Origin of the sequence: Exiguobacterium sp. SH1S21 (genome assembly GCF_004337175.1) — a bacterium.
GTDB lineage: Bacteria > Bacillota > Bacilli > Exiguobacteriales > Exiguobacteriaceae > Exiguobacterium > Exiguobacterium aurantiacum_A.
Window position 1 is genome coordinate 46,161 of record NZ_SJUY01000004.1, and the last position, 20,853, is coordinate 67,013.

15 protein-coding genes are annotated in these 20,853 nt (G+C 52.3%); 5 read left to right on the plus strand and 10 right to left on the minus strand.

Annotated features, from left to right (window positions below; genetic code table 11):
* Positions 1–62: 62 nt before the first annotated feature.
* From EVJ24_RS07090 to EVJ24_RS07100, 3 genes are all read left to right on the plus strand, one after another.
* The gene (locus EVJ24_RS07090; RefSeq protein WP_131440548.1) at positions 63–809 is read left to right on the plus strand and encodes a TspO/MBR family protein; all 747 of its coding nucleotides are present in this window, start codon (positions 63–65) and stop codon (positions 807–809) included.
* Between the two features lie 270 nt (positions 810–1,079).
* Positions 1,080–5,519, plus strand: coding sequence for a glutamate synthase large subunit (gene gltB / locus EVJ24_RS07095; RefSeq protein WP_131440550.1), 4,440 nt, complete (start codon positions 1,080–1,082; stop codon positions 5,517–5,519).
* Entirely contained in the window at positions 5,516–6,967 is a 1,452-nt protein-coding gene (locus EVJ24_RS07100; protein ID WP_131440552.1) for a glutamate synthase subunit beta, read from the plus strand. The genes gltB and EVJ24_RS07100 overlap by 4 nt, the downstream gene beginning before the upstream one ends.
* A 148-nt stretch (positions 6,968–7,115) precedes the next feature.
* On the opposite strand, the gene EVJ24_RS07105 is transcribed toward EVJ24_RS07100, so the two are convergent.
* The 3 genes from EVJ24_RS07105 to EVJ24_RS07115 form a co-directional block, all read right to left on the minus strand.
* Complete coding sequence (locus EVJ24_RS07105) at positions 7,116–8,435, minus strand: Na+/H+ antiporter family protein (protein ID WP_131440554.1); 1,320 nt, start codon at positions 8,433–8,435, stop codon at positions 7,116–7,118.
* A gap of 147 nt (positions 8,436–8,582) precedes the next feature.
* Positions 8,583–9,296 (minus strand): YebC/PmpR family DNA-binding transcriptional regulator, encoded by a 714-nt coding sequence (locus EVJ24_RS07110; RefSeq protein ID WP_070327338.1) that lies wholly within the window; start codon positions 9,294–9,296, stop codon positions 8,583–8,585.
* A gap of 79 nt (positions 9,297–9,375) precedes the next feature.
* Positions 9,376–9,822: a MarR family winged helix-turn-helix transcriptional regulator gene (locus tag EVJ24_RS07115; protein ID WP_070327337.1), complete on the minus strand. Its 447-nt coding sequence runs from the start codon at positions 9,820–9,822 to the stop codon at positions 9,376–9,378.
* A 386-nt stretch (positions 9,823–10,208) separates the two neighbouring features.
* On the opposite strand from EVJ24_RS07115, the gene adhE reads away from it, so the two are divergent.
* Positions 10,209–12,800, plus strand: coding sequence for a bifunctional acetaldehyde-CoA/alcohol dehydrogenase (gene adhE / locus EVJ24_RS07120; RefSeq protein WP_070327336.1), 2,592 nt, complete (start codon positions 10,209–10,211; stop codon positions 12,798–12,800).
* Between the two features lie 40 nt (positions 12,801–12,840).
* On the opposite strand, the gene EVJ24_RS07125 is transcribed toward adhE, so the two are convergent.
* From EVJ24_RS07125 to nikA, 7 genes are all read right to left on the minus strand, one after another.
* Positions 12,841–13,053 carry a hypothetical protein gene (locus EVJ24_RS07125; RefSeq protein ID WP_131440556.1) on the minus strand — a complete coding sequence of 71 codons (213 nt, stop codon included), beginning with the start codon at positions 13,051–13,053 and terminating at the stop codon, positions 12,841–12,843.
* A 146-nt stretch (positions 13,054–13,199) separates the two neighbouring features.
* Positions 13,200–14,510: an MATE family efflux transporter gene (locus EVJ24_RS07130; protein WP_161568737.1), complete on the minus strand. Its 1,311-nt coding sequence runs from the start codon at positions 14,508–14,510 to the stop codon at positions 13,200–13,202.
* Positions 14,500–15,270: an ABC transporter ATP-binding protein gene (locus tag EVJ24_RS07135; protein WP_070327335.1), complete on the minus strand. Its 771-nt coding sequence runs from the start codon at positions 15,268–15,270 to the stop codon at positions 14,500–14,502. Before EVJ24_RS07135 ends, EVJ24_RS07130 begins: the two co-directional genes overlap by 11 nt.
* The gene (locus tag EVJ24_RS07140) at positions 15,254–16,024 is read right to left on the minus strand and encodes an ABC transporter ATP-binding protein (RefSeq protein ID WP_131440560.1); all 771 of its coding nucleotides are present in this window, start codon (positions 16,022–16,024) and stop codon (positions 15,254–15,256) included. The genes EVJ24_RS07135 and EVJ24_RS07140 overlap by 17 nt, the downstream gene beginning before the upstream one ends.
* 18 nt (positions 16,025–16,042) lie before the next feature.
* Positions 16,043–16,822 (minus strand): ABC transporter permease, encoded by a 780-nt coding sequence (locus EVJ24_RS07145; protein WP_070327333.1) that lies wholly within the window; start codon positions 16,820–16,822, stop codon positions 16,043–16,045.
* Positions 16,819–17,760, minus strand: coding sequence for an ABC transporter permease (locus tag EVJ24_RS07150; protein WP_071397424.1), 942 nt, complete (start codon positions 17,758–17,760; stop codon positions 16,819–16,821). Before EVJ24_RS07150 ends, EVJ24_RS07145 begins: the two co-directional genes overlap by 4 nt.
* Position 17,761: 1 nt before the next feature.
* Positions 17,762–19,261 (minus strand): nickel ABC transporter substrate-binding protein, encoded by a 1,500-nt coding sequence (gene nikA, locus EVJ24_RS07155; RefSeq protein ID WP_131440562.1) that lies wholly within the window; start codon positions 19,259–19,261, stop codon positions 17,762–17,764.
* Between the two features lie 264 nt (positions 19,262–19,525).
* On the opposite strand from nikA, the gene EVJ24_RS07160 reads away from it, so the two are divergent.
* The gene (locus tag EVJ24_RS07160; protein ID WP_131440564.1) at positions 19,526–20,716 is read left to right on the plus strand and encodes a hypothetical protein; all 1,191 of its coding nucleotides are present in this window, start codon (positions 19,526–19,528) and stop codon (positions 20,714–20,716) included.
* The last annotated feature ends 137 nt before the right edge of the window (positions 20,717–20,853 follow it).

Below are 20,853 nucleotides of genomic sequence, written 5' to 3' on the forward strand. Positions count from 1 at the left end.
CACGGGTATAGAATACTATGTTAATAAAGGAGGTGTCAGGTCTTCTTCGGAAGATCCTATTTATGGACTTGTCAAAATGGCCTTTGGTCAACTGGCTGGCGTTTTTAGCGACGGTCGTCATCAACTACTTCGCGAGCGGTGATAACGCGGCCGTGTCAGACCGGATCGATATTTATTTCAAACCGGCCGGATACGCTTTCTCGATTTGGGGACTCATTTACGTCGCGCTCGCAGTGTGGCTCGTACTCCAATTGAAGAAAGGGTCGGTCGCGAACCGACAGGCTAACCGGATGAAGGCAGGTTTCCTCGTGTCGTGTATTTTGAACGGTCTTTGGCTGCTCGCGTTCACAAACGAGTGGTTCATCGCCTCGCTCGTCGTCATGGCGGCGTTTTTAGCGACGCTCGCTTGGTTGTATTACATCGCCTTCCGCACGTCGACGAGCTGGCTTGACCGTTTCCCATTCTCGGTTTACCTCGGTTGGGTGTCGGTCGCGACGATCGTTAATGTCTTCATCGTCATGAAGACGGAACGGATTACGACGTTGCTCGGCTTAGATGAGTTGGCATGGACGTCACTCATGCTCATGGTCGGGGTCGTCCTCGCTTTGGTGTTCATGTGGTGGCACCGCGACTTTATCTACCCGCTCGTCTTCGCCTGGGCGTATGTGGGCATCTTCGCCCGAATCGACAACGGGACGCTTTACGTCGTCCTCGTGAGCGCGCTCATCGTGCTCGCGCTCGGTTACGTCGGCTTGATCATTTGGAAACGGCCGCGTTCGTTTTTGCATCACTCCAGAAAAACAGTATGACAAAGAAAAAGATAGCCTAAAACGGGCTATCTTTTTCTTTGGGAATAACAAGTTCTGGTGAACCTATACATAAATATATTTGGTGGATAAATATTCATTATGGATTATAAGTTGTTTTTAAAAATCCCTTGATATCAAATATGTATCCGCTTTCAAAAAATATTCATTCCGTTACCGTTATGCAAAAACTCATTCAACATACTTGATTTTTCAGAATATTTAGAACAAAATAAAATTTACGAACAAGATGGATAGAGAGGGGCTGATTCGATGGAGCGAACAAGTTTGTACGATCCACGATTCGAAAAAGATGCATGCGGTATTGGGTTATATGTCAATTTAATGGGAGAAACAAAGCACGATATCGTCAGCAAATCGCTATCGATGCTCTGTAAGCTCGAACATAGAGGTGGGCAAGGCGTCATCGACGCTGGTGACGGGGCCGGCATCATGACCGAGTTGCCACACGAGTTGTTCACTCAGACGATGAACTTGCCAGCGCCGGGGGGCTATGCGGTCGGGATGGTGTTTTTCCAACCGAACGAGACAAAGTTGCGCGACAAGCAACAACAAATGGAGCGACTCGCCGATGAACTCGATTTCGCGACGATCGCCTGGCGGGAAGTGCCGGTCGACAGTTTGGCGATCGGTGAACACGCTCGGGTGACACAACCGACGATTTATCAATGGTTCGTGTCGTGTCCGTTCGCAGACTACGATTCAAACGAACGCTCGCTCTATCAGCTTCGCCGGATGATCGAGAAAACAGACGAATTAAACCTTTATCTTCCGAGCCTGTCGACGAAGACGATCGTTTATAAAGGGATGTTGACGCCGATCCAGATTGAGCGGTTTTATCTCGATTTGCAATCGCCGGCTTATAAGAGCACGTTCGGGATCGTCCATTCCCGGTTCTCGACGAACACGTTCCCGTCATGGGAGCGGGCCCATCCGAACCGGATGATCGTGCATAACGGTGAGATCAACACGTTACGCGGGAACATCGATGCGATGCGTGCCCGCGAAGGTGTGACCTCGACCGACCTGTTCGATGATGTGAACGAACTGTTCCCCGTGCTCCAAGAAACGGGCAGTGACTCCTCGATGCTCGACAACGCATTCGAGTTCTTCACTCGGACCGGTCGTTCGATCGCACACACGGCGATGATGCTCATCCCTGAGCCGTTCGCCGAAGTATCGATGGATCCGTTCAAAAAAGACTTTTACCAGTACCATTCGTCGATCATGGAGCCGTGGGACGGACCGACGGGCGTCGTCTTCACGGACGGGCGTCAAATCGGGGCAATCTTGGACCGGAACGGCTTGCGGCCGATGCGTTATATCGAGACGATGGACGGGGAACTCATCTTGTCGTCTGAGAGCGGGGTCATCCCGGTCCACGCGGAGAACGTCAAGACGAAGCAGCGTCTCCGTCCCGGGCAGCTCCTCCTCATCGACTTGGAATCGAAACGTCTCATCCCAGACGCAGAGATCAAACAGACGATCGCCCGGGCCGAACCGTACGGGAAATGGTTGAAGCAGATGACGACGATTGCGGACCAGCCTGTGAATGAACCGGTCGTCGAACAGGTGCACCGTAAACAACGGGCGTTCGGATACACGAAAGAGGATATCGAGCAATATCTCGTGCCGCTCATCCTCGAGAAAAAAGATCCGATCGGCTCGATGGGCCATGACCAACCGGTCGCCGTCTTGTCAGAGCGACCGCGGTCGCTGTTCCATTACTTTAAGCAACACTTCGCCCAAGTGACAAACCCGCCGATCGACGCGTTGCGCGAGAAAATCGTCACGGCGACGTTCACTTGGCTCGGTCCTCAAGCGAATCCGGTTCATACCGGTCGGGGACACGCCCGCCGCGTCTGGCTCGAACATCCGATTATTGACGCGGCGACAGTCGAGGCGGTGAAGTTGAAAATGAACGTCGCCCGCATCACGACAACGTATGAAACAGACCTCGAACGTTCGCTCGAGTCATTGTTTGAACGTGTCGATGCGGCCGTCCGAGATGGGGCTGAAGTCATCGTCTTGTCTGACCGTGACATGTCCGAGTCATCGCTCGCGATGCCGGCCCTGCTCGTCATGAGCGCGGTCCATCAACATTTGATTCGGTCGAACTTACGGGCGTCATGCAGTCTCATCGCTGAAAGCGGAGAAGTGAGAGAAGTGCACCAAGCCGCCGCTTTGATCGGATACGGGGCCGATGCGGTCTATCCGTATTTAGTGTACGCGACAATCGCCGAAGCGGTAGAAGCCAGATTGATTTCGTTCTCGGTTGAAGCAGCGATCCGCCGCTATCAAACGGCTGCAGTCGATGGAATCGTCAAAATCATGTCGAAGATGGGGATCTCGACCGTGCAAAGTTACCGGGGAGCACAAATTTTTGAGGCGGTCGGCATCGACCGCGCATTGATCGACCGTCATTTCCGAGGGACGACGTCACAACTGTCCGGGATCGGCTTCAAGGAGCTCGAAGCAGAATCGCGGCGTCAGCACGAATCGGCATTTAGCCGTGACCGTCCGCTTGAAGCGGGAGCAGATTTCCAGTGGCGAGCCGATGGGGAAGAACACGCCTTTAACCCTAAGTCGATTCACTTGTTGCAACGGGCATGCCGCGAGAACGAACGTCGTTATTATGACGCTTACGTCAAACAGCACGAAGCATCCGGTCAATTTTTAAGACAGTTGTTCGACTTTAAATCGCAAGAGCCTATCCCAATCGACGAGGTCGAATCGGTCGCCTCGATCGTCAGCCGTTTCAAGACGGGCGCGATGTCGTTCGGCTCACTGTCGAAAGAGGCACATGAGACGCTCGCCATCGCTATGAACCGGATCGGCGGGAAGAGCAACTCAGGTGAAGGCGGCGAAAACCGTAACCGCTTCACTCCTGACGCGGACGGGAACGAACGCATCAGTCGGATCAAACAAGTGGCAAGTGGACGATTTGGTGTCACGGCCGAATATTTGTATCATGCCGATGAGATTCAAATCAAGATGGCGCAAGGTGCGAAACCAGGTGAAGGTGGGCAGTTGCCGGGCAATAAAGTCTACCCGTGGGTCGCCGAAGTGCGCGGCTCAGTCCCGGGTGTCGGGCTCATCTCGCCGCCACCGCACCATGACATCTACTCGATCGAAGACTTGGCCCAATTGATCTTTGACTTGAAGCACGTCAATCCGAAAGCAAAAGTGAGCGTCAAGCTCGTCTCGAAATCCGGTGTCGGAACGATTGCGGCCGGCGTCGCCAAAGCGAACGCCGACACGATCGTCATCAGCGGCTACGATGGCGGGACAGGGGCTTCGCCTCGGACGTCGATCAAGCATACGGGTCTCCCGTGGGAGCTCGGATTGCTTGAGACACACCAGACGCTCGCATTGAACGGACTTCGCGGTCGCGTCACGCTCGAGACGGACGGCAAGCTCATGACCGGACGCGATATCGTCCTCGCCGCCATCTTTGGGGCGGAGGAATACGCGTTCGCGACGGCACCGCTCGTCGTGCTCGGCTGTATCATGATGCGGGCCTGTCATCTGGACACGTGTCCGGTCGGCGTCGCGACACAAGACCCGGCGCTTCGCCAAAAGTTCATGGGTAAACCGGAACACGTCGTCAATCTCATGACGTTCCTCGCCGAAGAAGTGCGCGAAATACTCGCCTCGCTCGGCGCGAAGACGATCGGTGAGGTCATCGGCCGAACGGACTTGCTAGAAGAGAGCGCCTGGAAACAGGAGCACGCGAAAGCGAAAATGCTCGATTTGACACCGATGTTATCGGTCCCGACAGCGTTACCGGGGAAGGAAGAGTTACCTCATCCGGCTTTTCAGTCGTACGACCATCGAAAATTGATCCCAGCCGTATCGCGTTCGATTAAATCGCTTCAACCGACGTTCTTCGTCGGGCGGGTCCGCAATACGGACCGGGCCGTCGGGACGATGCTCGGCTACGAAGTGACGAAAGTTCACGGCAACATCGGTTTGGCTGAAGATACGATCTCACTCCGACTGAGCGGATCGGCCGGACAAAGTTTAGGCGCATTTCTTCCTCATGGCATCACGATCTCTGTGATCGGGGATGCGAACGATTATGTCGGAAAAGGATTGAGCGGCGGGAAACTCGCGGTCATCGCTGAGAAACATGCCCCGTTCGACGAGAGCGAACAAATCATCGCCGGCAACGTCTGCCTGTACGGGGCGACATCGGGGATGGCATTCTTCAACGGACACACGGGGGAACGGTTCGCGGTCCGAAACTCAGGTGCCGTTACCGTCACTGAAGGCGTCGGGGATCACGGGTGTGAATATATGACCGGTGGGACGGTCGTCGTCCTAGGAACGGTCGGCCGCAACTTCGCGGCCGGGATGTCCGGAGGTGTCGCCTTCCTATACGGCGACCAAGACTATGACCAACTCGTCAACACGGAACTCGTAGCGGTCGAACGCGAGTTGACCGATGAGGACACAGAACAGATTTACACGCTGCTCGAGATGCATCAATTCCACACGGATAGTGTGAAAGCGAGTCGTATCCTCGAGTCGTTCGATGACGAGCGGAAGCGCTTCGTCAAAATCGTACCTCGCGATTATGCGAACGTACTTGACGTCATGCGTCAAATTGAAGCCACTCGTCCGGAACTGAACGAGGCAGACCGTGCCCTCGAACTGTTTCGGGTCGTGACTGAAGGAGGCGTAGTATGAGACATAAATTTATCGATATCCCACGTGAGACGCTCCCTGAGCGGACAGTGCTTGAGCGGATACGTGACTATGATGAATATGCATCCCGGATGGACGATGAACCGATCGTCAAGCAGGCCGAGCGCTGCATGGACTGCGGGACCCCGTTTTGTCACGTCGGTGACATGATCGGGCAAGAGACGATCGGGTGCCCGATCCACAATTTGATTCCGGAATGGAACAAGCTCGTCTCGGACCAAGACTGGTATCGCGCTTACGAGCGGTTGATGGAGACGAACAACTTCCCAGAGTTCACGGGCCGCGTTTGTCCGGCCCCATGTGAAGGGTCGTGTACGCTCGGCATCAGCGAGGACCCGGTCGCCATCAAATCGATCGAACGGACGATCATCGACCGCGCGTTCGAAGAAGGGTGGGTCCAGCCGCGCCTCATCCAGATGCGTACCGGACGCTCGGTCGCCATCATCGGCAGCGGTCCAGCGGGTCTCGCTGCGGCGGACCAGTTGAATCAAATCGGTCATCACGTCACTGTGTATGAAAAAGCTGACGAGGCGGGCGGGTTGTTGTTTTACGGGATCCCAAACATGAAGCTTGATAAAGACGTCGTCCGGCGCCGGATTCACTTGCTGGCAGCGGAAGGAATCCGCTTTAAGACAGGTGTCAACGTCGGTGTTGATGTGACGGTCGAGTCACTCCGCCACAAGTTTGATGCCGTCATCCTCGCGACGGGGGCACAGAAACAGCGGACGCTCGGGATCGAAGGGGACGACGCGACCGGCGTCGAACCGGCGATGGACTATTTGACCGAGTCGACACGGGTGCTCGGCGGAAAAATGATCGACGCACAGTATGACGCGGCCGGGAAAGACGTCATCGTCATCGGTGGCGGTGACACCGGGGCCGATTGTGTCGCCACAGCGATCCGGCAAGGTGCGAAATCGGTCACACAGTTCGGTAAACACCCGGAAAAAGGCATGTTCCGGGCGCCAGAACGTCCGTGGCCACTTCAACCAGACACGCTTTCGGTCGATTATGCTTACGCCGAGGCGATCGAGCGTTATGAGCATGACCCGAGAACGTATTTGATCCGCTCGAATCGAGTTATTAGCCAAGACGGTCGCGTCGCAGGCATCGAGACGGAACGGATGGAAAAGATCGTCAAGCCGGACGGTCACGCGACGTTCTTCGTCGTCGAAGATTCAGTTAAGACGTATCCGGCCGACCTCGTCCTCGTCGCCATCGGCTTTGAACGTCCTGAATCCGAATTACGCAAACTTGGCGTCGAAGCGAAGCAAGACTACGTTTCGAACGTGGACGGCGTCTTCGTCGCCGGGGACGCGAGACGCGGACAAAGCTTGATCGTCTGGGCAATCCGCGAAGGGCGAGAAGTCGCTGAAACGGTCGACGCTTACTTGGAGGCTTGTCAATCTCGTCTAAAAACTTCATCATAAAAAGGAGCGACGCGATGTCGCTCCTTTTTAGATTGATCAATAGGAGGAGTCAGAGATGCTAACAGAAGTCCTCATGTATACCGGGTTTTGGTTTTTACTCGTGCTCGTCTTGCTCGGCACGATTTACGCGCGGCGTAACCGGAAGTGATTATAATACCATCGCGGCGATCAAGCCGAAGACGATGAGCGGGATGTTGTAGTGGAGGAACGTCGGCCAGACCGTCTCACGCAAGTGGTCGTGTTGCCCGTCCGCGTTCAAACCGCTCGTCGGTCCGAGCGTCGAATCACTCGCCGGGCTACCGGCGTCACCGAGCGCTCCGGCCGTCCCGATGATGGCGATCGTCGCTTCGACCGAGAAGCCGTACTGGATACATAACGGCACGAAGATAGCGGCGATGATCGGTATGGTCGAAAAGCTCGAGCCGATACCGAGTGTGATGATGAGACCGACGAGGAGCATGACGAGGGCGGCGAGGAACTGCGAGTCACCCATCAAGTTGCTTGCTCCGCTCACGAGCGGTTCAATCGCACCCGTTTCACGGATGACGGCGGCGAATCCGCTCGCGGCGATCATGACGAAACCGATGAAGGCCATCATGCGCATGCCGCTCGTAAAGATATCGTCCGCTTCTGACCACGGGATGAGACGGAAGAGCGTCAACAGGATCAAACCGGTCACGGCCGAAGCGATCATCGATTCGGTCTGCAATTGAACGACCAAGACGACCAAGACGACGATCGCCGTCAACCAAATCTTCATGTTGCTCAACGTGCGGACCTCATAGTCGCTCGGCCCGAGTTGGATCGTTTCATACGACCGCGGTTTCCGATAGTGGAAGAAAGCGGTGATGAGTCCGACGAGCATCCCGAGTGCCGGGATGGCCATGATGCTGACGATATTGACGTCACCGACGGCCATCCCGTTCGTCTCGACGTTCGGGAGCAAAATCTCGTTCAAGTAGATGCCGCCGAATCCGACCGGTAGCAACATGTACGGTGTGACAAGCCCGAACGTGAGGATCGTCGCGACGAGCCGGCGATCGAGTTTCAACTCATTGAACAAGACGAGTAACGGCGGTACGACAATCGGGATGAAGGCGATGTGGATCGGTAAGACGTTCTGTGAGCTGATAGCGAGTAAGAGCAGCAGCGACAGCAGTATCGCTTTGACGCGACCGACACTCTTGCCGGTCACATCACGACCAGACATGCTGATCAACCGTTCAGCCAGGACGTCAGGCAGGCCGGTCTTTGACAAGCCGACAGCGAACGCACCGAGCAGGGCGTAGCTGAGGGCGATCGTGGCACCGCCACCAAGCCCGTCGCTGAAAGCGGTCAACGTGTCGTTGAAACCGAGTCCTCCGACAAGTCCACCGACGATGGCGGCGAGGATGAGCGATAAGACGATATGGACACGACTGATCGCGAGAGCAAATAAGACAATGACAGCTAATAATACAGCATTCATGAGTTCCAACACCTTTCGAATCATAAGTTCTTTCTCTTGTTATCACTTTAATACGATAAAGACTTTTGAAATTTAACATACGTTTTATGACTTGTCAAATCATGAAAACAAAAAAAGCGACAACTTCGAAAAGTTATCGCTTCTTCATCATAGTTCGACGTTATGGTACACCTGACGAACGTCTTCTAAGTCTTCGAGTACGTCGAGTAGTTTCTCGAATTGCTCTTTCGACGCTTCGTCGAGTTCGACTTCGTTTTGCGGTAGCATCGTCAGCTCGGCGACTTCGAACGTCTCCACACCCGCCGCTTTGAACGCGGTCTGGACGGCATGGAATTCTTCCGGCTCGGCATAGACGATGACCGTCTCGTCTTCTTCGATGACGTCACGGACATCGAGGTCGTGCTCCATCATGAGTTCGAGCACGTCGTCTGCTGTCATCCCGCCGACACCGATGACGGCCGTCGCATCGAACATATACGCGACCGACCCGCTGACGCCCATGTTACCACCGTTCTTGCCGAACGCGGCTCGAACTTCAGAGGCGGTCCGGTTGACGTTGTTCGTGAGCGTGTCGACGATGAGCATCGACCCGCTCGGCCCAAAGCCCTCATAGCGGAGTTCGTCGAAGTTCTCTTCGTCGCCGCCTTTCGCTTTGTCGATGGCCCGGTCGATGATCGCTTTCGGGACGTTATACGTCTTCGCGCGCTCGACGACGAACTTGAGCGATTGGTTCAATTCCGGATCAGGTTCACCTTGGCGGGCGACGATGTAGATCTCGCGGCCGAACTTCGCGTAGATACGACTCGTATTGGCGTCTTTAGACGCCTTTTTCTCTTTAATATTGTTCCATTTACGACCCATTACGTGTCATCTCACTTTCCATTGTTCGATAGATTCACTGTCGATTATATAAGAAGAAGCGAGCGTTGACGAGAGAAAATCATCCCTCGCTCTTGTCCATCTTCTCAACGATCTCGGTCAGCGTCTTTAAACTGTCGATCAAGCGGTCGGTCTCATCCTCATCGAGGAACGCTAACCGATCCTCGAACAGGCGCCGAAACGAGTCGCGCCGCTCGAGGAGCACGCGCTCTCCTTGGTCGGTCAATTGGTTCCAGATGACACGGCGGTCGCGCTCGTCAGGGACACGTGTAATATACCCTTCGTCGACGAGCTTCGTGATGAGCGGCGTCACGTTCGGCGGGGCAATCGATAACGTCTCACTAATTTGTCCGTTCGTGACCGCGCCTTCATCCTCGATCAACATCAGTAGATGAAAGTGAGAGAAGTTCAAGTTCGGGATTTGCGGGAGGTCGGAGCGGCGGAGCAGTTTTCTTCTGATTAACGGGATCAGTTTCACAAACTGATCGGCTGCATCTTGTCTTGGCATAGTCATAGTCACTTCCTAGTCAGGTTCTTTCTTCATTATACACGACCACAGGCGGGGTGGACGAGCAATCATCGGACTGTGAGCATTTACACACCGATTCCGCCAAACTAATGACACAAACAATGTAAGCGTTTACATATAGATCTGTCCTTGTTTTCATGAAAACGCATACGATTTTACTGAGCTGATCTGTAAAAATCAAGACCTATCCTCAAACAGCAAAAAAATATTGTGAAAGAGTTCACATTGTTGTCACGCACAAATTGAATGAAACGGTGTATTCTATGAATGTGAAGGAAAGCACAAACTCTTATCAGGCAAACCGATTATCCCGTGCTCTCCATCAAGTCAGAAGATCAGCTCTCATTCATGAGGAGGAAACCAACATGGCAGTTAAAGAGAAAGCAGTAGTGGAAACATCAGCAGAACAGATGGTCGACACGCTCGTCAAGCAAGCGCACACGGCACTCGACACGTTGATGACGTTTGACCAAGAGAAAATCGACACGATCGTCCAAGCGATGGCGTTAGCCGGACTCGAGCAACACGTCGCACTCGCTAAACATGCATTTGAAGAAACAGGTCGCGGTGTGTTTGAAGACAAGATGATCAAAAACATCTTTGCGACAGAATATATTTTCAACTCACTTCGCGGTGAGAAAACAGTTGGCGTCATCGAAGACGATGAGCAAAACGGCATCACATACATCGCCGAGCCGGTCGGTGTCGTCGCCGGGGTCACACCGGTCACGAACCCGACATCAACGACGATGTTCAAAGCGATCATCGCCATCAAAACACGTAACCCGATCATTTTCGGCTTCCACCCGTCAGCACAACAATGTTCAAGTGCAGCGGCCCGTGTCCTTCGTGACGCAGCAATCGCAGCAGGTGCACCGGAACATTTGATCCAATGGGTCGAAAAACCGTCACTCGACGCGACGAAAGCACTCATGAACCACCCAGGCGTGGCCATGGTACTCGCAACAGGCGGCGCGGCAATGGTGAAGTCGGCTTACTCGACAGGTAAACCAGCGCTCGGCGTCGGACCTGGTAACGTCCCGGCTTATATCGACAAGACAGCGAAAGTAAAACGCGCCATCTCGGACGTCATCTTATCGAAAACGTTTGATAACGGCATGATTTGTGCGTCAGAACAAGCGATCATCGTCGACCAAGAAGTATATGAAGACGTGAAGCGTGAAATGACAGCGCTTGGCTGCTACTTCTGCTCACCTGAAGAAAAAGCTAAACTCGAAACACTCGTCATCAAGACAGACACATGTGCGGTCAACCCTGAGATCGTCGGGAAACCGGCAGCATGGATTGCCGAGAAAGCTGGACTCAGCGTCCCGGCCGACACGAAAATCTTGATCGCTGAACTCGAGACAGTCGGCGCAACAGAACTGCTCTCACACGAGAAGCTCAGCCCGGTGCTCGGCGCTTATAAAGTTCAATCACGAGAAGAAGGCTTCGCGATCGCTGAGAAAATGCTTGAAATCGGTGGTCTCGGCCATACGGCCGCAATCCACTCGACAGACGACGACGCGATCCTCGCGTTCGGACTTCGCATGAAAGCTTGCCGCATCATCGTCAACTCGCCAACGGCACACGGCGGTATCGGTGACCTTTACAACGAAATGACACCATCACTCACACTCGGTTGTGGGTCGTACGGTAAAAACTCCGTCTCTGAGAACGTGACGGCGAAACATCTACTCAACGTGAAAAAGGTGGCGAGACGTCGCGTGAATATGCAATGGTTTAAAGTCCCTGAAAAAATTTACTTCGAGAAAAACTCGGTTCAATACTTGCAGTCGCTCACGTCAAAAAAACGAGCAATGATCGTCACAGACGAAATGATGGTCAAACTCGGATTTGCTGACAAAGTCATCAAAAACTTACCGGCTGGTGTTGACTACCGCATCTTCGACCAAGTCGAACCAGATCCATCGGTCGAGACGGTCATGGCAGGTGCTGAAGCGATGCGCCAATTCCAACCGGATATGATCATCGCGCTCGGTGGTGGATCACCGATGGATGCTGCGAAAGGGATGTGGCTCTTCTACGAACGTCCAGAAGAGAAGTTCTCAAACCTTCGCCAGAAGTTCATGGATATTCGCAAACGGACGTACAAGTTCCCGACGCTCGGCAACAAGTCGATGTTCGTCGCGATCCCGACGACGTCAGGTACAGGTTCAGAAGTGACACCGTTCACGGTCATCACTGATAAAAAACGGAACGTCAAATACCCGATCGCCGACTACGCGATCACACCAGACGTCGCCATCATCGACCCTGAGTTCGTTATGACGGTACCGGCTTCAATCACGGCTGACACAGGAATGGACGTCTTGACACACGCGATCGAAGCGTACGTATCGGTCATGGCGAACGACTATACAGACGGACTGGCCCTCCGTTCGATGAAGATGATCTTCGACTACCTCCCGAAAGCTTACGAAAACGGAAGCGACGCTGAAGCTCGTCAAAAAGTGCACAACGCCTCAACAATGGCCGGTATGGCATTCGCGAACGCGTTCCTCGGGATCAACCACTCGATCGCGCACAAAATCGGTGGCGAGTTCCACGTGCCGCACGGTCGGACGAACGCGATCCTCATGCCGCACGTCATCCGCTACAACGCGACACGCCCATCGAAACTTGCGGCGTTCCCGAAATATGAGTCATTCATCGCTGACGAGCGCTACGCTGAAATCGCACGCTTCCTCGGACTCCCGGCGAAGACGACTGAAGAAGGCGTCGAGTCACTCGTCCAAGCGATCATCGAGCTCGGACAGCGCTTGAACATCAAACTCTCGTTCAAAGCACAAGGCATCAAGAAAGCGGACCTCGATGCGAAAATCGACAAAATGGCGGTCGACGCGTTCGAAGACCAATGTACGACGGCGAACCCGAAAATGCCGCTCGTCGAAGAATTGAAAGAAATCATGTACGCAGCGTACGAAGGCGTCTAATCAAAAAAAGGCGATCACTCCAACGAGTGGTCGCCTTTTGTCATGCAATTAAGGAAAGTCCCATGAACAGGAGGATGACGGATAAAGCGATGACGTTGAACCAGACGACAAACTTGATCGCGATCTCAGCCCACGCTTTATTTCTCAGCCCAAAATAAAGCAAGAATGCATAAAAAACTAGACCGCCGACGAGTCGGTACGGAGAGGATGCGTCAAAACCAATGTCGTATGCATGTTGTACTGTATTGAGCAAGGCGAGGAGGAGGAAAGCGCACAGGTAGCGCTTTTTCTTTATTTGTTGATTCGGATTGTAAACATTATTCATAGATTGCACCAACCGTCTTTAGGTTTTCGTATTTCTATCTTTCGACTTTGTAATATCTTTTCACTATACCATTTTTATGAAAGGTGAGATGGCGAAAACAGACAATTTCGTCTCCTGCGTTCATTCATCGCCAACGAGAGCGACCGTGTGAGACTGAAGCAAAGAAAAGCTAACCAAACCCCATGATTCCCGATGGAGGGGACGAGCAAGAAGGCCACAATCGTAAACACGATAAACGCATAGATGAGTGAGTTACGGACGGGCCGAGCGTCTCCGATGCCGGCAAAGACACCTTCATACAACATGGCCAAACCACCGATGAACGGATACAAAATAATCCACATATAATACGTCTCAATCGTCGAGCGGAGCGCTATATCTTCCGTGAAGAGGTGAATGATTCCATCCTGTGCCACTGACAGTAGTACGGTGATAATAACCGTTGACCACAAAATAAACCGAGAGCCGATCTGAACCGTGAGTCGATAGGTTTCATTCGATTTTTGCCCGATTGCGCGCCCAATCAATACGGTGGAAGCTTGACCGATGCCGCTGAACCAATAAGCGATCACATACTGCAATTGAAACAAGATGGCATTCGCACTCAATGCCTCGACGCCTTGTTTGGCTCCAAGTGCAGTGAACGAGCCCGTCATGAGAAGTAAGAAGACGGTACGGATGAACAAGTCACGGTTGACGGTCAAATAAGTAATATAAGCGCCCGTGTTCATCAAATCGCGGCTTATCTGTGCGGAAAACGTGATACGGCTTTGTACGAACAGCCAACCCAATCCAAACGTCATCACTTCTGACAAACTCGTCGCAAAAGCAATCCCGGCAACCGGATCGTAAAACACGTGGATAAACCAAACGTCTAAGATGATGTTCATCAGGTTGCCACCGACTTGGATGACTAAGGCGGTGCGCACGCTCCCATGCCCAATCAGCCAGCCGAGTAGGACGTACGTACCAAGCGCGAATGGAGCGGCGTAAAGTCGCGTCGTAATATAAGTCCGAACGGAGTCGGCCATGGATGCATCCGTTACAAGTAGATGAATGGCGGTTTCGCGAATCGGGATCAGGAACAAGAGAAAACTTGTTCCAACAACAAACGCGATGACGAGCGGCCGGAACAAACTCATTTGAACGCGTGTTGCATCTTGTTTCCCGAGTGCTTGCGCTGTGAATCCGCTCGTACTAATCTTTAGAAAGCCGAACAGCCAATAAAGGGTGTTAAAGACGACCGCACCGACGGCGACTGCACCAATCGCGGTCAATTCGTCCGTGTTCGCGATTACAATCGTATCGACGACACCAAGCAGCGGCGTTGAGAAACCGGCGAGCACGAGCGGGTAAGCGATGAGCCAAAATGATTTAGTCGACACCATGCAAGAACCGACCCTTCTCGACGAAGGCGTCGCGCAATGCAATCGTGTACGGATGGCGCGAGTCATCAAACAATTCATTGCCGTTGAAAGAGTCCACGATCGTCCCTTCGGACAAGACAAGGATACGGTCACACAGTTTCGATACGACCGATAAATCGTGGGAGATGATTAAAAATGCCATCGACTGGTCGCGATGATAGGACTTTAGCATGTCGACGATGTGATGTTGCGTGATGGTGTCCAGTGCTGTCGTTGCCTCATCGAGAAGAATGAGTTGAGGATTCAGGCTAAGAGACCTGGCGATGGCGGCACGTTGTTTTTGCCCTCCGCTCAATTCACGAGGATACGAGGCCATGCATGTGTGCGGAAGTTGAACGATGTCAAACAAGTGTTCTAACTTGGCCCGTTCATCGTACGGTTCAATCAAACGAAAATGACGAAGCGGCTCCAAGATGGAATCTGCGAGCGTCCATCTCGGGTTGAACGATTCGGCGCTGTCTTGAAACACAGCTTGAATGCGTTGCCTCATCTGTGTGACTTCCCGACATGAAGCGGTCTGCCAAGACAGATCACATAGCTGAATCTGTCCTGCGTCAACCAGCTCAAGTCCGAGTATACAGCGAGACAAGGTGCTCTTTCCGCTACCGCTCGTCCCAATCAAGCCGACCGATTCGCCAGCCTGAACCGTGAACGTGACGTCACATAATACAGAGTGGCTACCATAGTTTTTCGAGACTTTTTCAACGTGTAATAACATGTTCGAGTCGTTCCTCTCGTTTTAAAATCGGTGCCGCTTGAAGCAAAGACTTGGTATACGGGTTCTCCGAGGCGATCAGGTGCTCACGATTTCCTGCGTCAACGATGCGCCCATTTTTCATGACGAGGATGTGATCGGCATAGGTCATCGCTTCGGCTAAATCGTGAGTGACCCACAGCATGCTCGATGTTTGACCGATCATCGACTTCAACCATTCGGTCACTTGCCGAGCCGTCAGCACGTCGAGCGCATTCGTGATCTCGTCCGCGATGATGAGTGTTGGTTGAAGAATGCTCGCAAGTAATAAGCAAAACCGCTGAAGTTGACCACCGCTCAGTTCGAGCGGATAGCGATTGAGGAGTTCTTCCGATAAATGAATCTCGGCCATGGCGGAGCGGATACGGTCTTTGTCGTATGCCTCGTCATGACTTTCGAACAAGTCCCGAATATGCTCATCCATCGTCAAAAATGGTGCGAACGACGTCGTGTAATGTTGTGGGATGTATCCAATCTCGCACCCATAAATGGAACACGTTTTACTGGCATCCCCAATCTCTTGGTCGTTCCAATAAATTGTACCTGTCGTCTGAAGCGTGTTGGGAAGCATCTGCAAAATCGATTTGACGAGAAGTGATTTGCCGCTTCCGCTCGCGCCGACGAGACAGACCCACTCATTTCGTTCGATGGCGAATGAGACGTCTTGTAAAAGTGGACGTTCGTCATGCTTGATAGAAAGTTGATCAATGACTAACATTACGTTGCCTCCTAACGCTTAAACTTGAAAATGACGTGTCAGTTTTGTCGAGAGTCTCGTCGACCCGATAATGGTTAACACGATACAGAACGCCGGCCAAAAAACGAGCGCCGGATTCGTTGCAAGGTAATGTCGTCCTTCACTGATCATCCCCCCCCATTCTGGTAACGGTAATTGAACACCTAGTCCAATGAAGGAGAAGGCGGAAATCAAGAGGATGACTTTTCCAAGGTCAAGACTCATGACGACAAGAATGTGCGGACAGACGGCAGGAAGGACGTGCCGGAGTGCGATTTTCGGTTTCGAAAGACCGTTCACGCGCGCAGCGAGGACGTGTCCCTTCGTGCTCTCTTGCAGGACGAGCGTGTGTACGAGTCGTGTATAGGACGTCCACTTAATCAAACTGATGGCGAGCACAAGGCTTTGAATGCTCGGACCTAGGACTCCAGCGAGGACGATGGCGAGCACCGTATCGGGAAAGATGATGGTCGCATCTGTCACTTTTGTGACGATTCGCTCCAATTTGCGATAGACGAACCCGCTGATCGTCCCAAGAATGATGCCGACCGTCGCTGTGATGAGAATGATGACGGTACTTAAACCGACCGTGATCCCGCCTGCAAGAAGGAGTCGTGACAAGACGTCTCGCCCTAGGTGATCGGTGCCGAGCAGATGATGCAGCGATGGTGAGGCAAGTCGATTCGTCACGTTCGTCGCGAACGGGTCGACCATCGATGTCAATGCATACATCACGACGAAGATTGCCAAACCGCTTATGATGAATCGGCGCTGTTTCATCGGGACACATCCTTTCGATAGAGGTGAGGCTGCAGTAAACGTAACATCACGTTGGTCACGAGATTGATACTGACGACTAAACAAGTCGTAAAGACGAGATACCCTTGCAAGACGGGGAAATCGCGGCGTGAAACAGAATCCACCATCAGTTTGCCGACCCCGGGATAAGCGAATAACACTTCGAGCACGACGACTCCTCCCATGAGGCTCGCCACGCTCACGCCGAACATCGAGATGACAGGGGGCAAGGCGGCCCGGGCGATATAGCGCGTCAGTAATTTTTTTGAACGGATTCCCCGAACTTTTGCTATCACGACGTAATCAGCCGCCATCACGTCGAGTAATGTCGAGCGGATGAGCCGGATATAGACGCCGCCAACGGCAATGCCTAAGGTCAAAGACGGTAAGACGAGGCTGTCCCAGCCGTTTCGTCCCATTACAGGGAACCATTGGAGTGACACGGCGAATACATACATCAAAAACAAGCCGATTAAAAAACTAGGGACCGATGACCCGACAATCGACAATCCGGTTGCTAGCTTGGAAAAGACAGACATTGGTCGGAAAGCGCTGATGGTACCGAGCGGGACGGCGAGCACAATCGCCACGAGGAGACCTCCGGCCGCGAGTTCGAACGTCGCGGCATAGTTGTTTTTAAACAATTGTGTCACAGGCTGACCGGTGATGAGTGAATCGCCTAAGTTTAATCGAACGATTTCAGAGAGCCAATTCACGTATTGGACCCATACCGGATCCGTGAAGCCAAGCTCCTCGCGGAGGCGGTCAATCTCGGCGACATCGACTTGCAGTTCGTCGACCTTCAATAAGTATAGGACGGGATCTCCCGGGACGAGTCGGAGAAGCAAAAAACTGAAAAAAGTGAAGACTAGAAAAGCTAGTCCCCACTCAAGCAATTTACGTGCCACGAATCGCGTCATATCACAACACATCCAAATCTTTTGTGATCATATAGTATTCGCTCTTTTCAGTGACCCACCCATGCACGTTGTCTTTCAAAGCAACATTCGTCGAAGGGTGGACTAAAAATGAGTTGATGACACGTTCATCGACATATTGCGCAATTTCTTCGGTCATTCGGTCGCGTTCAGCACGGTCGACCGTCTGATTCAAGCGGTCGATTTTCTGCGTCAATGTCGCATCTTCTACGCCACTGAAATTCAACGCGCCGTTCGGATGGAACGTGGCGTTCAAGTAGTAGCCGCCGTCCCCACGTGGTGCGGTCAAATTGCTATACGTCGCAAGGTCCCAGTCTCGTTCGGCGGCCATATATTCTTCCGGTGTGTCAATCATTTGAATATCGATTTCTATCCCGACTTGCTTCGCATCCGATTGAATCAACTGTGCGATGAGTGGTAAGTCAGGTCGTGAGCTATACGTCAACAGATTGAGCCGAACCGGCTCACCGTCTTTCATCAACACGCCGTTGACTTGCTCGTAACCGTCTTGTTTGACCAGGTCCAGGACATCTTGTCCCTCGTCAGAAGGGTAGGACGGGGCGAACGGGAACGACGGTAAGAATGGACCGACAGCAGGTGTGGCATAGCCATTCAAAATGCCGTCCACGATTTGTTCGCGATTGATGAGCGAGTCAATCAGGCGGCGCATCGCGAGTGACTGCATATGTTCACGTTCAAGGTTCATCGTCAACTGATGGACACGGAACGTCTCCGCCTTGTCGACGACGAACCCGTCCTGCTCCAACGTGTCGATCATCTCGATTTCTGGACGATAGACGATGTCTGCTTCGCCAGACCGGAGCGCCATCGTGCGCGACCCCGGGTCTTCGTTGAACGTGAACGTGACCGTATCGAGTTTCGGTTGACCGTCCCAGTATGCATCATGCCGTTCAAGTTGGATGTTCGAGCCGGGTTGGAACGACGTCACTTGATAAGGGCCGGTCCCGACAGGTATTTGATCGATGGTATCATCTGCAGTGACGTCAATGATGGATGTGTTCGGATGGACGAGTTCATTGACAAGTTCTGGATAAGGGACGGTCGTCTCGATTAGGAGGCTCGATGCTTCCGCTGTAATCGATTCGATGCGTAACGCGCTGCGTAACCCTGTGTTTTCTTCGATGGAACGGTCGAGTGACCGTTTGACGGCCTGCGTGTCGAGCGGTTTCCCGTTATGGAACGTCACGTCTTCTCGTATGTAGATGCGCCACGTCGTTTCGTTCACTTGTTCGAACGATTGTGCGAGCCAGGGGTCGACCGATAACGTCTCATCGTTCAATTTAAAAAGCGTCTCTGTCACACCGGCCCGGAGCGGAACGTAACTTGAATCGCGGTGGGGGTCTAGCGACTGAGTTGAGAAGTTATAGACGAAATGTAAATGCCGATCGTCTTGATTGGAATCGTTGCAAGCCGTTAAAAAAAATAGAGCGATAGTACATATGAGCGGAACTACATATTTCATAGAGATGACATCCTTCTTTCAAATTGTAATGATTACGAATTACATCATAGCGTAATTATTACGATGTATCAATGCGTTATTTTTTCCTCATAATGAATTAGATGAATTAGAGAACGGTAGGTCGATGAAATCTTAAAATATATTGAAAAACTTAGAAATTTAAATTCAATTATTTTGAGAACGCATCTATAATAATAAATGCCAAGTTATCCATTCTTTACAATTTCTTGGCGAATTTATTTATATGTATTGGAGACACGCAACATGAACATCTTATTCAGTTTGGTTTATGCCCTATATGTCACGTTTTTATATGTGTTCCCGTTCTCGCAAGAGACACCGTACGAGACGGCCGGATATTTTGCCACGTACGACCGACAAATCGATAGTTGGGAGAACACGGAGCTGTTTGAGTCGCTCGGTGTCGACCTTGATTTGAACATGGAGCGTGTTATGCACGACGCACCGATCCAAACGTTTTGGACGGATGTCACGATAGAAGATGAGGCGTTCGAAGGTTACTCGTCGATGATGATTCAAGAACCGATTCAAGGCGAAATCATCCACGCCGAGTGGGACGCACCAATTCCTGACGTGACAGGTAAAATCGTCGTCTTGCCGATGACCGACGCGTCATTTGAGATGCGAGAAGACGCTTACGAGATTGACCATTACGGTGAGGTCCTCAATGATGAGGCGGCGAATCGCTACTTGTCGAAATTGAAAGAGGCGGGAGCGGCTGGCTACTTGATCACCCCACATAAAGATGCACCAGACGAGTTCGGATTCGTTTATGTGTCGGCCGCGATTCGTCTCGCTGGGACCGGCATTGGAGCCGATGCCGCCGAAGCAATCACCGATGGTCAAACCGTGACGATTGAGCCGTTCGAGACGGAGATGGTTTACACTGAATTCGTTCAGGCGGGGACGACCGATGAAGAAGTCATCGTGATGGCACGGCTCGATAGCAGCGGGTATGGTGACCACGCGTTGATTGGCCTCGGTGGTGCCTCGATTCTGTTTCATGTCATTCAAGCGATGGATGGCATGAAGACGGATGCGACGATTCGCTACGTGTTTTTAAATGGGTATGGTGAAGGATATGAGGCGAGCACGCATTACCTCGGATTGTTAGAGGGACGTGGCATGACGCCGAGAACCGTCATGTTGCTCGACTTAATCGGGACAGGTGACACGGATCGATTCCTCAAAACGCACGGCATGACGTCGTACCCGTTTATGGATGATGTATCATTTGAAGATGTCGAGGTGAGAAGTTTAGGGGTGTCAATTTTAGACGAATATCGACAAGCCGGTATCGACGTCGTCTCGTTGAACGATTCAATCACGGCAGACCAGGACGTCTTCACCAAGGACGACACAATCGATCGGCTCTCTGACGAAGCGATGCTCGAGCACGTAGAATGGGTGGTCGAGTGGTTGAAAAGGCAATAAGCTAATCTTGAACTATAGACGACACATGGTCTGCAGTCTTTTTGTTCACATGACTCCTTGGGGCGAATGATTAGGCAGCAAGCTGATCAAGAGATGAAAAAAAGGTTGTCACAGTAATGATAAGAATGATTTTCGCC